This window comes from Weissella paramesenteroides, from assembly GCF_051903945.1.
Lineage (GTDB): Bacteria > Bacillota > Bacilli > Lactobacillales > Lactobacillaceae > Weissella > Weissella paramesenteroides_A.
In genome coordinates this window covers 1,610,846-1,626,738 of sequence record NZ_CP192268.1, presented here as the reverse complement: position 1 = coordinate 1,626,738, position 15,893 = coordinate 1,610,846, and the positions used below count along the sequence as shown (strand labels likewise).

The 15,893-nt window shown below is 37.8% G+C and carries 16 protein-coding genes; 12 read left to right on the top strand and 4 right to left on the bottom strand.

What is annotated here, in order from left to right:
- Positions 1-64 precede the first annotated feature (64 nt).
- From xylB to ACQ4QH_RS07980, 6 genes are all read left to right on the top strand, one after another.
- A complete protein-coding gene (gene xylB / locus ACQ4QH_RS08005) occupies positions 65-1,561 on the top strand; it encodes a xylulokinase (protein WP_439818465.1) in 1,497 nt (498 codons plus the stop codon).
- Between the two features lie 157 nt (positions 1,562-1,718).
- Positions 1,719-3,113: a BglG family transcription antiterminator gene (locus tag ACQ4QH_RS08000; RefSeq protein WP_439818464.1), complete on the top strand. Its 1,395-nt coding sequence runs from the start codon at positions 1,719-1,721 to the stop codon at positions 3,111-3,113.
- On the top strand, positions 3,106-3,495 hold the full coding sequence (locus ACQ4QH_RS07995) for a hypothetical protein (RefSeq protein WP_439818463.1): 390 nt from the start codon (positions 3,106-3,108) through the stop codon (positions 3,493-3,495). The genes ACQ4QH_RS08000 and ACQ4QH_RS07995 overlap by 8 nt, the downstream gene beginning before the upstream one ends.
- Positions 3,482-3,931 carry a PTS sugar transporter subunit IIA gene (locus ACQ4QH_RS07990; RefSeq protein WP_439818462.1) on the top strand — a complete coding sequence of 150 codons (450 nt, stop codon included), beginning with the start codon at positions 3,482-3,484 and terminating at the stop codon, positions 3,929-3,931. The genes ACQ4QH_RS07995 and ACQ4QH_RS07990 overlap by 14 nt, the downstream gene beginning before the upstream one ends.
- A 12-nt stretch (positions 3,932-3,943) precedes the next feature.
- Positions 3,944-5,278, top strand: a complete 1,335-nt coding sequence (locus ACQ4QH_RS07985) for a PTS galactitol transporter subunit IIC (protein ID WP_439818461.1) — start codon at positions 3,944-3,946, stop codon at positions 5,276-5,278.
- 30 nt (positions 5,279-5,308) lie between these two features.
- Positions 5,309-5,596: a PTS sugar transporter subunit IIB gene (locus ACQ4QH_RS07980; RefSeq protein ID WP_439818460.1), complete on the top strand. Its 288-nt coding sequence runs from the start codon at positions 5,309-5,311 to the stop codon at positions 5,594-5,596.
- Between the two features lie 84 nt (positions 5,597-5,680).
- Here ACQ4QH_RS07980 and ACQ4QH_RS07975 read toward each other — a convergent pair whose 3' ends face one another.
- Complete coding sequence (locus ACQ4QH_RS07975) at positions 5,681-6,178, bottom strand: cupin domain-containing protein (RefSeq protein ID WP_439818459.1); 498 nt, start codon at positions 6,176-6,178, stop codon at positions 5,681-5,683.
- Positions 6,179-6,386: 208 nt separating this feature from the next.
- On the opposite strand from ACQ4QH_RS07975, the gene ACQ4QH_RS07970 reads away from it, so the two are divergent.
- Complete coding sequence (locus tag ACQ4QH_RS07970) at positions 6,387-6,974, top strand: uracil-DNA glycosylase family protein (RefSeq protein WP_439818458.1); 588 nt, start codon at positions 6,387-6,389, stop codon at positions 6,972-6,974.
- 273 nt (positions 6,975-7,247) lie between these two features.
- Here ACQ4QH_RS07970 and ACQ4QH_RS07965 read toward each other — a convergent pair whose 3' ends face one another.
- Entirely contained in the window at positions 7,248-8,087 is an 840-nt protein-coding gene (locus tag ACQ4QH_RS07965) for an aldo/keto reductase (protein ID WP_439818457.1), read from the bottom strand.
- A gap of 128 nt (positions 8,088-8,215) precedes the next feature.
- Here ACQ4QH_RS07965 and ACQ4QH_RS07960 point away from each other — a divergent pair, with 128 nt between their 5' ends.
- Both ACQ4QH_RS07960 and ACQ4QH_RS07955 read left to right on the top strand, forming a co-directional pair.
- On the top strand, positions 8,216-8,458 hold the full coding sequence (locus tag ACQ4QH_RS07960; protein WP_439818456.1) for a hypothetical protein: 243 nt from the start codon (positions 8,216-8,218) through the stop codon (positions 8,456-8,458).
- A 22-nt stretch (positions 8,459-8,480) separates the two neighbouring features.
- Complete coding sequence (locus ACQ4QH_RS07955) at positions 8,481-9,659, top strand: ATP-binding protein (protein WP_439818455.1); 1,179 nt, start codon at positions 8,481-8,483, stop codon at positions 9,657-9,659.
- 125 nt (positions 9,660-9,784) lie between these two features.
- On the opposite strand, the gene ACQ4QH_RS07950 is transcribed toward ACQ4QH_RS07955, so the two are convergent.
- On the bottom strand, positions 9,785-11,173 hold the full coding sequence (locus tag ACQ4QH_RS07950; protein ID WP_439818454.1) for an amino acid permease: 1,389 nt from the start codon (positions 11,171-11,173) through the stop codon (positions 9,785-9,787).
- 120 nt (positions 11,174-11,293) lie between these two features.
- On the opposite strand from ACQ4QH_RS07950, the gene mmuM reads away from it, so the two are divergent.
- Positions 11,294-12,238: a homocysteine S-methyltransferase gene (gene mmuM / locus ACQ4QH_RS07945; RefSeq protein WP_439819515.1), complete on the top strand. Its 945-nt coding sequence runs from the start codon at positions 11,294-11,296 to the stop codon at positions 12,236-12,238.
- Positions 12,239-12,304: 66 nt separating this feature from the next.
- On the opposite strand, the gene ACQ4QH_RS07940 is transcribed toward mmuM, so the two are convergent.
- Positions 12,305-12,595, bottom strand: a complete 291-nt coding sequence (locus ACQ4QH_RS07940) for a hypothetical protein (RefSeq protein ID WP_439818453.1) — start codon at positions 12,593-12,595, stop codon at positions 12,305-12,307.
- A 207-nt stretch (positions 12,596-12,802) separates the two neighbouring features.
- On the opposite strand from ACQ4QH_RS07940, the gene uvrA reads away from it, so the two are divergent.
- Both uvrA and ACQ4QH_RS07930 read left to right on the top strand, forming a co-directional pair.
- A complete protein-coding gene (uvrA, locus tag ACQ4QH_RS07935; RefSeq protein WP_439818452.1) occupies positions 12,803-15,652 on the top strand; it encodes an excinuclease ABC subunit UvrA in 2,850 nt (949 codons plus the stop codon).
- A gap of 83 nt (positions 15,653-15,735) precedes the next feature.
- Positions 15,736-15,855 (top strand): putative metal homeostasis protein, encoded by a 120-nt coding sequence (locus ACQ4QH_RS07930; protein ID WP_002827852.1) that lies wholly within the window; start codon positions 15,736-15,738, stop codon positions 15,853-15,855.
- The last annotated feature ends 38 nt before the right edge of the window (positions 15,856-15,893 follow it).

The following is a 15,893-nucleotide window of genomic DNA, read 5'->3' as shown; positions in this document are numbered from 1 at the left end:
AAAACGCCTCAATCTAATTATTGATTGGAGCGTTTTATTTATATAAAAAAGATAGGAAAAAATTATGACAAAAGAAGTTGTATTAGGTGTCGATTTAGGAACATCGGCAGTTAAGGTATCCGCTGTTGACCGCCAAGGAACAATCATTGCACAAGAGGCATATGATTATCCATTATCACAACCTGCGCCAGGATATAGTGAGCAAAATCCAGAAGAATGGGTGAGTGGTACAACGGTCGCTATTGTCCGCTTGATACTAAATGACCATTTAAGACCTGATCAAATTAAAGGTATTTCATTTTCTGGGCAAATGCACGGATTAGTGACATTGGATAAATCCGGGAAAATTATTCGACCAGCAATTCTGTGGAATGATACGCGATCATCTAAACAAACACGTGAGATCAATGAAAAAATAGGTGATGAATTTATTAATATTACCCGTAATCGTGCGCAAGAAGGATTTACGCTCCCCGCTATTTTGTGGTTGAAAGAGAATGAACCAGAGTCATTTGCGCAAATTGATAAAATCGTGACGCCAAAAGATTATTTACGTTATCGTATGACTGGTAAATTACAAATGGAGATATCTGATGCTGCGGGAACAGTTGCATTAGATGTAGCTGCAGGAACTTGGTCAAAGCGAGTTCAAGAAGTGTTTGATTTGCCGGCAACAATGTTCCCAGAAATTATTCAATCAATAGATAACGTTGGCGCAATTTCAGCAGCTTATGCAGAATTTTCTGGTTTATCAACTGATACACAGGTAGTTGGCGGTGCCGCTGATAATGCAGCAGGTGCCATTGGAGCTGCCATTTTAAGGCCCAATATGGTGATGTCATCAATCGGTACATCAGGCGTGGTTTTAAAGTATGAAGATACTGCGGATGTTAACTATCACGGTAAGGTAACTTTCTTTAATCATGCAATTCCAAATCAATTCTATTCAATGGGTGTGACTTTAGCAGCAGGTTATTCACTATCTTGGTTTAAGAAAAATTTTGCGAGTGAAATAACATTTAATGAAATGGTTGATTCAGCACAGTCATCAACGATTGGGGCTAATGGCTTATTGTTTACACCATATATTGTTGGTGAACGTGGTGACGGAGATATTCGTGGTGCCTTTATTGGCGTTGATGGTACACAGAATCGGGCGGATTTTGTGCGTTCAGTGCTGGAAGGAATTATCTACTCATTCAAAGATTTGTTTGAAATTTATGAAGCGGCCGGGGCTAATTTTGATAAAGTTGTCGCCATTGGTGGTGGTGCAAAATCGCCACTTTGGTTACAAATACAGGCAGATATTTTTGATACGAAAGTTGTGGCGCTCCAGAATGAGCAAGGCCCTGGTATGGGAGCAGCTATATTAGCAGCTGTTGGTCTTGGCTGGTTTGATAGCGTGCAAGAGGCTGCCAATACATTTACGAGTTTTGGCCAAACTTATGAACCAATCCCAGAAAACGTTGCAAAGTATCATGAATATTATGAATTATACAAGCAGATATATGGACGAACAGCTAAGTTGTCACATGATTTGTTAGCTTTAAGAAGAAAGTAAAACGTATAGCATGGCAGATTAAATGTCATGCTATTTTTTTTGCTCAAATTCTTGTTAAAATGTAGCCAATACTAAATGGCCATTGCAATGGCCATTTAATTAAGAAAACGCTTTCAGATACACGATAGAATATAAATTGTAGAAGGGAAGTGAAAAAATGAGCACCAATAATTTAGAAAGTAAAATATTGATGTTTTTGGGTCAACAAACGGATTTTGTTGATGCCCAAACGATTTCACAGACTTTTGATGTGTCAAAAAAGACCGTATATCGCATGATTAACAAGTTAAATCAAGAAGAGGCAGTGGTTGAATCACAACGTGGGCGTGGATACCGTTTACGAGAGAATCGCCCTTCAACGCCGACAACCGAGCAAGATGAACAACGGCAATTTGATTTAGCAATTAATTTGTTGCATTCGTTTCCGCACGGGTTAAATCGATGGCATTTGTTAGAAAAAATGTATATTTCAGAATCAACATTGCAACGTGATTTAAGCATTTTAAATGAAATGTTGCATTCGTTTCACATTAGTATTGATCGATCTGCTGGTGAAGCAAAAGTTGTGGGGACTGAGGTACAAGTTCGCAAAGCGTTAAATTATTTTTTGTTAGAGAATACCGTTACGCAACAAGTTGTTGAAGGGTTGGCTGGCATTTTTCCAGATATTTCAAAAACTGATCAAACGTTTATTAGTTCGCAAATGACATTGATTGAAAAAGAGCTTGATGTTGAGATTTTGGATCCATATACGGTTAATATTTTTTCACATCTCTACATTTTATTAGATAGAGTTAGGTCGCATAATGTTGAATTGGCGACACCAACTGAGATGAATCATCATTATGATGAGCTACTATTACGGGTTGCTCGACAGGTTATTAATAACATCAGTGAATATGCTCATGTTGAAATTAACAGTCAGGAAATTGAGAACCTGATGCTATATCTAGTCGGATTACGATATGATCGCACATTGGATAGCAGCCAAGAAGATGAGGCTCGTCAGTTAGTGGATTATTTGATTCATGGATTACCTTTACCTGCCCACGTTAATATCGAAAACTTACGCAATGCTTTGATTGGACATGTTCGACCGATGATTCATCGTATGAAGGAAGATATGCTTATTGTTAATCCAATTTTGAATGATATTCGTTTTAGTTATGAAGAAACATTTGCTCAGGTTCAACAGGTTTTGCAACAGACACAGTATGATGTTTCGAAGGATGAAATTGGATTTTTAACCCTATATGTTGTGAGAGCATTAGAAGAAGCGAGTGTGAAAAAACGGGTGTTATTGATGTGTTCCACAGGAATTGGCACTGCACAGTTATTGCAGACCAAGGTGCGACGAGCATTCCCTGATTTTGATATTGTTGGTACAATTTCAGCTCGAGATTATGAGTTAAATCTCAAAAAATTTGAGCAGATTGATTTAGTTATTTCAACTGTTGCCATTCATTTTCAACCAGCATCGCCAGTTATTCAGGTCAGTGCGTTATTTAACGAGAGCGATCGTCGCAAAGTTGAGGAGATGTTATATGGTTAAAATTAAATTTTTATCAATGCCGACATTACCAACGATATCTGCAATGGCAGAAATTATTGCAGACCAATTCAATCTAAATAATAAAGATGTGTTAGCTGCGATGCAGGCACGTGAAGCATTAGGTAGTACAGCTATTGCAGAAGATATGATTATGCCACATGTTGAACTACCAAATCTTGATGTTCAAGGATTAGCATTTATTAATGCCCAATCAAAATATGCATTAATTTTAATTATTGATAGTCAAAACCCTGATAATCAATTGATTGGTATATTGGGTGAGCTTTTGCAGTCACAAATGCTAATCAAATTAAAACAAATTACATCGCAACAAGCATTGGAAAAATTTATTAAGGAGGTGAATTTGAATGTTATCAGATAAAGTCGTTTTACTTGATGAAAGTGCTTCGAACGATCAAGAAGCACTCGCAAAATTAGCGGATCGATTAATTGAAAGTGGGGCGGTTAAACCCTCTTACAAGCCAGCCATTTTGCAACGAGAGGTTGACTTTCCGACTGGTTTGGCAACAGATAAAATTGGTATCGCAATACCTCATACAGATGCAGAGCATGTTAATTATGACCAGATTGGTGTTTTACGATTACGAGACCCAGTTACATTTTTACAAATGGGGGACGGTGAAGAAATTCCAGTTAAATTTGTGTTTATGCTAGCGCTAAAGGAAGCACATGCACAACTAGGTATGCTACAAACCCTAGTTGCTTTGATTCAAAATGAAACAAAAATACAGCAATTGTTATTAGCAAAAAATGCAGAAGAAATTATTGAAACATTAAAGAGCGCAGGAATCAAGTAGAGAGGGAAAATTATGGGAGTGATTAAATGGTTATTAGATGCTGGTCCAACAGTATTCTTACCACTATTACTATTTATTTTTGGACTAGCATTACGTATTAAACCCGGCAAGGCTTTTAAATCTGCTTTGATGGTCGGTATTGGGTTTACTGGGTTGAACTTAATTATTGGATTATTGACTGATAACTTAGGTCCAGCAGCCCAAGCGATGGTTAAAAACTTTGGTTTGTCATTAAATTCGATCGACGTTGGTTGGCCAGCAGCTTCAGCTATTTCGTATGGGACAACATTAGGAAGTTTAGCTATCCCAATTGGTGTCGCCTTGAATGTTGTCTTGTTAGTGATTGGTTTGACTAAAACATTGGACGTCGATTTGTGGAATTATTGGCACATTGCATTTTCAGGATCATTGGTCTATGCAGCAACAAATAATTTTGGTTTGGGTCTATTCACGATGATTGTGCACGCTATGTGGATTTACTTCTTAGCAGATTTGGCCGCACCAACAATTCAGAAACATTATGGATTAGAGGGCATTTCATTTCCACAAGGAGCATCTGCCCCAGGATTCGTATTGGCTCTGCCAATTAACTGGGTCCTAGATCGTATTCCTGGTGTAAAGAATATTCATTGGACGCCAGAAACGATTCAAAAGAAACTTGGTGTCTTTGGTGATTCAGCTGTCATGGGACTGATTATTGGAATTGTTATTGGTGCTTTGGCACAATATGATTTAACTAAGATATTAAACTTAGGAATTACAACATCTGCGGTTTTGATTTTGATGCCACGTATGGTAGCTATCTTGATGGAAGGTTTGTCACCAATATCAGAAGCGGCGAACACAATGGTACAAAAGCACTTCCCAGGACGTAATTTGTATATTGGAATGGATTCAGCCTTGGCTGTTGGTCAGGAAGCCGTGTTGTCAGCTTCATTGATTTTAGTACCCGTTTCATTGCTAATTGCAGTTATCTTACCAGGAAATCGTGTCTTACCATTCGGAGATTTAGCAACGATTCCATTTATGTTAGCCGTAATGGCTGCTGTGTTCGGTGGTAATGTGTTCCGAATTGTTGTCGGTGGAATTATCGACATTGCCGTATCATTGTATATTGCATCTTGGATTGCCCCATTACTAACGACTGCAGCAAAATCAGCGCATTTTGCAATGAACGGCGCATCATCAATTTCAGTTTTGTCAGATGGTGGTGCCTGGACGACATTGCTAATTGTTGGATTAGGAAAACTAATGTCTTGGAGCGGTATGGCTATCGTCTTTATCATTGTTCTTGGCTTGATGATTTGGCTAAACAAGTTCAAGAAAACTGAAAAAGTAGAACAATAAAAAGTTACTCATAAATAAGGAGATAAAATTATGGCAAAATCATTAATGGTCGTTTGTGGAACAGGTATCGCAACTTCAACAGTTGCAACAGGTAAAATTAAGGATTATCTTGATTCAGTCGGCAAGACTGGTCAGGTGAAATTCTTGCAGTCAAAAATTGCTGACGAAGTTAGTGCTATCGAAAATGATGATTATGATATTGTGGTTTCAACAACGATGGTGCCAAGCGCAATTAAAGATAAAGTTATCAATGGCGTTGCTTTACTTACTGGTGTTGGTACGCAAAAAGTATTCGATGAAATTGAAGCCAAACTATAAGCTAGTGAGACGGAAGACATTTTGAAGTCAGCTAGGTTTTAACAAAAAACAATCAGTGGTAATAAGAAACCACTGATTGTTTTTTTATTGTTTTGGAATCTCTTCATACGCTAATTGTTTAATAATTGACGTATGTTCTGGATATTTATTAATTAGTGATGACTGGGTAAAAAGTTCAAAATCGTTGTAATCAAATCCAGGGGTTACTACACAGCTGACAACACTGAAACCGTCGCTAACACTTGAACCAAAGATTGTCTCTTTGGGTACGGTATATGAAAGACGTTCACCGTTTGTAAGCTTTGGTCCAATCTTAATTGCTTCGTAATGACCATCTGGAAAAATGCAGTGTACCGTTAGTGGTGAGCCAGCATGGTAAAACCAAGTTTCATCTGATGATAAACGATGAAAGTGTGAGGGGTTATCAGCGGTCAATAAGAAAATAATTGAGGTAAATAGTGCGCGATTTCCTTGGGTCATGTCGATAGATTCATTACTGCGGGTAGTTTCAACAAAATAGCCACCCTCCGGATGCGGTTCAAGATGGAGATTTTTAATCCAATAATTCATAGATTCAGTCATAATAGGTTACTCCTATTTTCGTTATTTTGTTTCCTATTATAGCAAATCTGATTTGGTTAAACTGGATGCTAACTAAGGATAATTTGACATGAGGTAAACGGACAATTTTTATAACTTGTAGGTAAAGTGCATTGCAATGATCAACGTGTTAGAATGAGTCCATATAGTGCAGTTGTTTTGAAAGATACGCCAGAAGAGGATTAGATGAATGAGTGATTTTTCGGATATCAAACAAGCCATTATGGCTGATGAACAAAATCAGGCATACACTGAGCGAGGCATTAAACCAGTTTATCAAGTGGGATCTGAAGTTCGCATATTGATTATTGGTCAGGCACCTGGTGCAAAAGTGGAACAAACGGGTATTCCATTCAATGATCAAAGTGGTGATCGGTTACGGGAATGGATGGGTATTACCTCAGATGAATTTTACAATAGTGGTAAAGTTGGTAATTTACCACTGGATTTCTATTTTCCTGGTAAAGGTAAAAGCGGTGATTTGCCACCACGTAAGGGATTTGCAGAGAAATGGCATCCTAAAATGCTAGCGGATATGCCAAAAGTTTCATTGATTATTTTGGTTGGTGCTTATGCACAACGTTTCTACTTACCAATTAAAAAATCTGAAACTATAACAGCTGTTATTAAACGCTCACAAGAATTTGAACCTAAATTTATGCCAATCGTTCATCCATCACCAAGAAATAATATATGGTTACGCAAAAATCCTTGGTTTGAAGCTGCAATTGTACCAAGACTACAAGCTCGAGTACGTGAGTTGATGAATGAAAAATAAAAGTGAGTGTGATAAAAGACGCTTTGAAGCCGATTGTGACGGTAATTAGGTGATTTTGGTTCGTAGCAAAGCGAAGAGCCAAAATCGCCTAATTGTTGTTACAGCAAGGCGTCAGTCTTTTGGAACACGTTTAAAGGGGCAGAAATCTACCAAATTCAAATAGGTAGATTTCTGCCCCTCTTAGTCTATGATAGCTAGTTACGTCTCAGTCTCTTTATTAGCTTCAATGAAAAGTTATTGGACTCCAAAACGGTAGCATATCAGCTCTTTTTATTACTCAAACTCTTCGTACTCATTTGGGTCTTGACCATCGATTCGACCGTCTTCGCGATTTAGGTCGTTGATAGCAGCGATTTCATTATTTTCTAGTTCAAAATCAAAGACATCAAGATCCTCACGTTGGTGGGCAGGGTTAGATGAACGCAAAACCGGGATAATACCACGGTCAATATGCCAACGAGTAATGATTTGACTTGTTGATTTATCGTACTTTTCAGCAATTTCTTGGATAACTGGCTCTTTCAAAGCCGCGCTACCACGGCCAAGTGGGCTCCAAGCCTCAACTTTAATGCCACGGCGTAGATTTTCTAAGACATTGTCCTCTTGTACCCAATAAGGATGGATTTCAATTTGGTTGACTGCGGGTTTAACGCCAGTTTCTTCAATAATTCGATCTAGATGTTCAGGTTCAAAATTCGATACACCGATTGAACGAATGAGACCTTGCTTTTGTGCATCGACCAGAGCTTGCCAAGCTTCAACATATAAACCACGTTTTGGCAATGGCCAGTGAATGATAAACAGATCGAAATAATCAATACCCATGCGGGCTAGTGATTCTTGAATAGCATTTCGTGCACTTTCATAGTCATGGTATTTACCAGGTAGCTTTGATGTAATGAAAAATTCTGAACGGGGTACGCCAGAATGACGAATTGCTTTACCAACAATTCCTTCATTATCATAGTTAGTAGCTGAGTCAATTAGACGATAACCGCTTTTAATTGCTGCCAGAATTTGTTGGAATCCTGCGCCTCCTTTTAGTTGATAAGTTCCAAGTCCTAAGTTAGGTAACTGGTGACCATCATTTAATGTAATATTTGGAATCGACATAAAAAACCTCCTTAGTAATCTAAACCTACTTTCGCATTTAAAATAGTAATTTGCAAGTAGTTGCTATCGCATTATTGTGTAACTAACGGTAACATAAGGATAGTGATTTTATTGGAGGAATGTAAAGCGTGAAAAAAGGATTTAACTTTGGTAAGTGGGTACTGGTCATATTTGCGTTGATGATGATATTTTTGGGGATTTATTCATTATTTGATGTGTTTACAGATCAAGTTATTTGGTACCACTTGGTAGTCGTTGTTTTGTTTGGCATTATTGGCTTTAGTGTCCGCACAAAAGAAAAATGGCTATATTTCGCGACAGCGGCTATCTGGTTGATAAACGTTATTTGGGATTTAATTCGTTTGATTTAATATGACAAAGAAGGGTGAAAATATGATATCAATACCATTATCAGCAGAACTAACAGTATCAGCAGATAAACTATTACAACAACATCTATTGATCGTAGGGGCAACTGGCAGTGGTAAATCAACAAGTGCCATGACGATTTTGCATGGTCTCATGGATCAAAATCAAACCGCCATGATTATTGATCCAACTGGAGAGTATACGCACCTTCCGAATGCTGTTGTGGCTAAATTGGGATATAATGCATATATTGATTACGAAAAATTAACCGGCCAGGATTTGAGTTTATTATTTGGTGTAACAGACCATGATATACAAGAAAAATTAGCCGATGCATTGGACAGCTTGAAAATACAAAAAAATATTGTACATGCAAAGGGGATATACAAAAAGTTAGACCGTCCTTGGAACACTTTTGAGAAGGACATGCGTAGCCTTTATCACTATCCACAGCCAGTTGAATTAGAAACGCTTCCTGAGCAACTAAGACAAGAATATGCCATGCCAGTGGATAATTTTGATTTAATTGGTCAAAAAATTGATGAGACAGGTTTTGCAAAATGTTTACCATTAGTTCGGCGTATTAAACGGTTAACCAGTCAAAAGCGTTTCCGACAGCTCTTTCATATGCCTTTACTAGAAGATGAGGTTGAACCATCGCATATGCAGACAGATGTGATGTATTTATTACGATTGTTTGCTAGTCATCGTAGTGACCACAAAATTTTAGTCATTGACTGTTCTTCATTTGCTGATGACTTAGAAATTGGGAAGGTGATTGTGTCACTGTTAACGACGGCATTATTACGTGAAAAGCAACAATTGCGGCAAAGTGTGCCAGTTACCTTATTAATTGATGAGGCCCACCGTTACTTAATGACGGAACACTTGGCAACAAATGGTATTTTTCGAATTGCTCGAGAAGGACGTAAAGTGGGTTTGTTCTTAATGTTGACCACGCAAAGTCCACTTGATTTACCTGTTGAATTATTAGGTCAGTTTGGCCATTACTTGGTTCATCAATTAAATACAAATCGTGAATTAGAACAATTACCTGCATTACAAAGTTATAACCAACAAATAGCCCATCAGAATGTGGGGCAGGCACTATTGGCAGGAAATAATTTTGTGCCACCAAAAGAACTGGATATTTTATTTATTTCAGAAATGAATCATCATACAACAACACCACAATTTTTCTAATATTAAAAAAATTAGTTAAAGCAGTTATTGTAGAAAAAAGCCATCAAATTACTAATGTCAAATTAGTAGTTTGATGGCTTTAAACATAACTCAAAGGATTAAAACTGATTGTAATTACAAATAGTTTATTGATCGGTAGACTTGATATGATGAATTTTTTTCTTTCCATAATAAATCACATAACAGATGATTAAAAATGGCAACATATAAAATAATGCCATGCGTTGTGTTGGGTCAAAGATAATCAATACACAAGACAGAAAACTAAGAATGAACGCCGCCCAAGGTAAAAAAGGATACCAAGGTGTTTTGAATTTAAGTTCAGACGTTGAATGTCCATCTTTTAACCATTGTTTTCTGAAATTAATTTGTGAGTAGGCAATTGCCATCCATACAATAACAACTGCTAATCCAGAAATTGAAACTAACACTAGATAAACCGTTGATGCAGCGATGACACTTGATAGCAATGCTAAGACACCTCCTAACATACTGAGAACTAAGGCAATCATTGGCACACCATGTGAATTTGTTTTGGCATATTTTTGGGGAATCATTCCTTCGTTTGCTAGTGACCAAAGCATCCTAGTCGAAGCATAAAGTCCAGAATTTGCAGCAGATAATATTGCTGTTAAGACAACAAAATTCATTAAATCACCAGCAAAAGGTAAGCCAATACTTTTAAACACAAGGACAAATGGGCTTTGATCAACACCAGCTTTTTGCCAGGGAATAAGTGAAGCCATGACAACGATACTACCAATGAAAAATATTGCTAAGCGTAAGAGGGTTGTATGAATGGCCTTTGGAATATTTTTTTCGGGATCCTTTGTTTCACCAGCAGTAACTCCAATTAATTCGGTTCCTGAAAAAGCAAAATTAACCGTCAACATAGTTGTGAAAACACTTTGGAAACCGGTTGGAAAGGCGCCATCTTTTATCAAGTTATGGAATAGTGGTGCATGTGAGTATCCTTTAATTGGTAAAATACCAAAGATGGCAAGCCCGCCTAGAATAATAAATAAGATGATGGCAATAACTTTAATACTTGAAAACCAAAATTCAGTTTCGCCAAAGATTTTTACGGATAGGGCATTTGATGTGAAAATAATAATCATAAACAGAAGACTCCAAATCCAGGTTGGTACACCTGGAAACCAAGTTTTCATTATTAAACCAGCAGCTGTAAATTCTGAGCCAAGAGCGACTGTCCAAGTTAACCAGTACAAAATGGCAACAGTAAATCCAGTTCCTGGCCCAATATATTTGTCTGCATAGACATGAAAGGAGCCTGTCTGTGGCATTGCGACAGATAATTCGCCAAGACATAACATAACAAGGTAAACAATAATTGCACCTAATACATAGGCAAGAATTGTGCCGATTGGTCCTGCTTGGTGGATTGTGTATCCTGAACTAAGAAAGAGACCTGTTCCAATGACACCGCCCAACGAAATCATGAGAAGGTGTCGGGATTCCATTCGACGTTCTAGTTCTTTATGTGGTTTTTCCATTAAAATACCACCTCCGAAAAATTGCAATTTTCTCATAATGAGATAAAATTATGAGAATTCAACAACTAAAAGGATGCACTTATTGATAAAAAAATTCAACCTAAATTTCATAGGAGGAAAATAATGAATCTTATTAATGAAAATTTGAAGAAGAAAACAAGCCTAGTACTAGATGGAGCTATGGCAACAGAATTAGAAAAATATGGTGTTGATACAAGTAGTAATTTATGGTCTGCAACGGCTTTAATGAATAACCCAGACGCTGTAAAGAAAGTTCATCAAAGTTATTTTCAAGCTGGAGCGGATGTTGCAATTACAAATACCTATCAAGCAAATGTGGAAAAATTTCAGGAATTGGGTCTTAGTATAGCTGAAAGCGAAGAATTAATTATATTAGCAGTGAAATTAGCAGTGGAGGCAAAAAATGATTTTTACGGTAAGCTCACTCAACCCGAACGTGATCAACGAGCTCAACATCCACTTGTTGCGGGTAGTGTTGGACCGTATGGGGCTTATCTAGCTGATGGCAGTGAGTATACTGGAGATTATGAGTTAAAGCATGATGAATACAAAAAGTTTCATCAACAAAGAATGACATTAATGGCTAAGGCAGGCGTTGATTTATTTGCATTTGAAACACAGCCAAATTTTGAAGAAACCAAAGCACTTGTTGATTTATTAAAGACTGAGTTTCCTGAGTATTCTGCTTGGATAACGTTTAGTATTAAAGATCCTGAACACTTATGTGACGGTACATCTTTAGCACAGGCTGTTTCATATTTTGAAAATGAGCCTCAAATAAGTGCAATTGGTATTAATTGTGCATCAATGGATATTGTCTTGGACACATTAGAGGTAATTTCATTAAATACCACAAAGCCAATTATCATTTATCCTAATAATGGTGACACCTATAATCCAGAAACAAAGACATGGGTTACCAATCCACATGCCCAGACCTTTGCCGAATTAGCACCAAAGTGGCTAGAAGCTGGTGCACGCATTATTGGTGGATGCTGCCGTACTACGCCAAATGATATCAAACAAGTTGCCGATACAATTTGATATGTAAATGAAAAACACGTGATTACTTAGATTTCTAGGTAATCACGTGTTTTTGAGTTGTTGATGCTATTCTTCTGTTGGTTCTGGAATGAATGTATCGACTGCTGACCAGAAAGTGACTAGCGAAAATACGATAACAAAATGCCAGGCGATGGTTGTCCAGGCATTGCCATACACATTGGTGTAAGTGTTAATTAAACGTTGTGCAAAGACAAGTGCGATAACCTCTTCAACCGCAATAACTAGCACTGTTAGTGCAGCTGCAGCAGCAAGTACAGCACCAATCAATAATATAAATGATGCAAAATGCTGTGCAATCCAGCGCAAAGACCATGCTTTGGCAGTCTTGTGATTCATGAGTTGACAACCTCCAATAGTTAATACTAAGCTCCATTATACGTGAAATTAAGGTCGGTGGCCAAAAAACGTGGAAAATATCATAAATTATAAAACAAAATTTTGTTAAAATTAATCGATTGATATATTATTAAGTTTTAATTAACAATATAGTTGTCAAAAGGGGTATAATACAATTAGCATAATTGAGATTAAAGGAGACGTTTTATGGTCAATGATTGGATTAAAATTCATGGCGCACGCGCTCATAATTTAAAAAACGTAGACGTGGATATCCCAAGAGATAAGTTTGTTGTCATGACAGGATTATCAGGTTCTGGGAAAAGTTCGTTAGCATTTGATACGTTGTATGCCGAAGGACAAAGACGATACGTTGAAAGTTTGTCAGCGTATGCACGTCAATTTTTGGGACAAATGGACAAACCAGATGTTGATGCAATTGATGGGTTGAGTCCAGCTATATCAATTGATCAAAAAACCACATCAAAAAATCCGCGATCAACGGTAGGAACCGTTACGGAAATCAATGATTACTATCGTTTATTATTTGCACGTGTTGGTAAACCAGATCCTGCAGCAGACGGCACGATTGTAAAAAAATCGATCGATCAGATGTTAAATGATCTTTCAGAACGGCTGCCTGAAGGAAGTCGATTGCAAATATTGGCACCGATTATTCGCCATAAACGAGGTTCACATGCCACTGCTTTTGAAAGAATTCAAAAGGAGGGGTTTGTTCGTTTCATTGTGGACGGTGAAATGCATGAAGTGACTGATGATATTGATTTAAATAAGAATAAGTATCATGATATTGCGATTGTCGTTGATCGAATTATCCTACGCGAGAGTTCGCGGGCACGACTTTTCGAATCCTTTGAATCTGCAATGCGGCTAGCAGAAGGTTTGGTAACAGTAGATGTTGTTAGAGGAGAAGAACAACGGTTGACTTATTCAGACCACTACACTGGACCTTTAAAAAACTTTGCGGTCGGTAAACTTGAACCACAGCTATTTTCTTTCAATGCGCCTTTGGGTGCTTGTCCAGTATGTGGTGGTTTAGGTATCACATTGGAAGTTGATATTGATCGTGTTGTGCCAGATCAGAGCAAAACTTTAGCTGAAGGGGCAATTGATGCTTGGAATCCGATTTCTTCATCATATTATCCTGAAATGCTTCGTCAATTTGCCGATTCAAGGAACATTCCAATGGATGTACCTTTTGAAGAGTTAACTGATGAACAGCGTGAACTTATTTTATATGGATCGGGGGAAAAAACATTCCATTTCCATTATGAAAATGATTTTGGTGGTGTTCGTGATGTTGACGTTGTCTTTGAAGGTGTAATGAATAACATTAACCGGCGCTATCGCGAATCAAATTCTGATTTTACACGCGAGCAAATGCGTAGCTATATGGATGAATTATCATGTCAAGCATGTCATGGTTATCGTTTAAATAAAGGTGCATTGTCTGTGAAAGTTGGTGGACAAAATATTGGTCAGATTTCTGAACAATCAGTAGACCATGAGCTATCATTTTTTGAACAGTTATCATTTGGTCAACAGGATCAAGAGGTTGCAGCACCAATTGTTAAGGAGATTAAAGATCGGTTACGTTTCTTGAAAAACGTTGGGCTAGAATATTTGACATTGTCACGTTCAGCTCGAACTTTGTCTGGTGGTGAAGCACAACGCATTCGTTTAGCAACCCAAATCGGATCAAATTTGTCTGGTGTTATGTATGTTCTTGATGAACCATCAATTGGATTACATCAGCGCGATAATGATCGCCTGATTCATTCGTTGCACCAAATGCGTGACTTAGGCAACACATTGATTGTGGTTGAACATGATGAAGATACCATGCGTGCAGCTGATTACATTATTGACGTGGGACCAGGTGCTGGTGAACATGGTGGTGAAATTATGGCTACTGGTACGCCGACTGAAATTGAAGCAAATCCAAAATCGTTAACGGGACAGTATCTTGCTGGTAAAAAATTTATTCCTGTTCCAGAGACACGGCGCCAGGGTAATGGACAGAAAATTACGATTTCAGGAGCTGCCGAAAACAATCTAAAAAACATTAAAGTTGATTTCCCATTAGGTAAGTTTACAGTAGTGACTGGTGTATCAGGATCAGGTAAGTCAACCTTAGTTAATACAATCCTTAAACGGGCGTTGAAAATGGAACTTAATCATAATTCCGAGAAACCTGGTAAGTATCGTAAAATAACGGGTTACGAAAATATTGATAAAATTGTTGATATTGACCAGAGTCCAATTGGTCGTACACCGCGATCAAATCCAGCGACATATACAGGGGTCTTTGACGACATTCGAGAATTATTCGCTCAGACTAATGAAGCCAAAATGCGTGGCTACAAAAAAGGGCGCTTTTCATTTAACACGAAGGGTGGCCGGTGTGAAGCATGTAAAGGCGATGGCGTTATTAAAATTGAAATGAACTTTTTGCCAGATGTATACGTAACTTGTGAAGTTTGTGGTGGTACCCGCTATAATTCTGAAACCCTTGAAGTGATTTATCGTGGCCTAACAATTGCGGATGTATTGAATTTAACTGCCGAGCAAGCAGTCGATTTTTTCGCTGCTATTCCGAAGATTCACCGTAAGTTGCAAACAATGGTTGATGTAGGACTAGGATATGTGAAGTTAGGTCAATCCGCAACGACCTTGTCAGGTGGTGAAGCACAACGAATGAAGTTAGCATCTGAATTGCAACGTCGCTCAACTGGAAAAACATTCTATATACTAGATGAACCAACAACTGGGTTGCACGTGGCTGATATTTCTAGATTGTTAGAGGTTCTACAGCGACTTGTTGATGGTGGTAATTCAGTCTTGATTATTGAGCATAATTTAGATGTCATCAAAACAGCTGATTGGTTGATTGATATGGGACCCGAAGGTGGTGAAGGTGGTGGTAATGTCTTGGTAACAGGAACGCCAGAAAAAATTGCTGCAACAACCACTTCGTACACTGGACAATATTTAGGGCCAATCATGGTTCGAGATCGGCAACGAGCAAAAAAATAAATTAGGTCTGACTTGCAATTTTATAGTGAAGTATTATACTTATATTTTGTAAGTTAAATTCAATGTATTGAGAGGTAACAATCATGGCAGAGAAGTTAGATGTTGCGTCAGCTAGACGTAAAATGAAGAGTCCTAATATCAAAACTCGTAAGCGTGCATTGAAAGCATTGCACGAAGCAAGTCGACAAACAACTAAAAAGTAGCAGTATTTGACTGGTTCTCAAAATTTGGGAACCAGTCT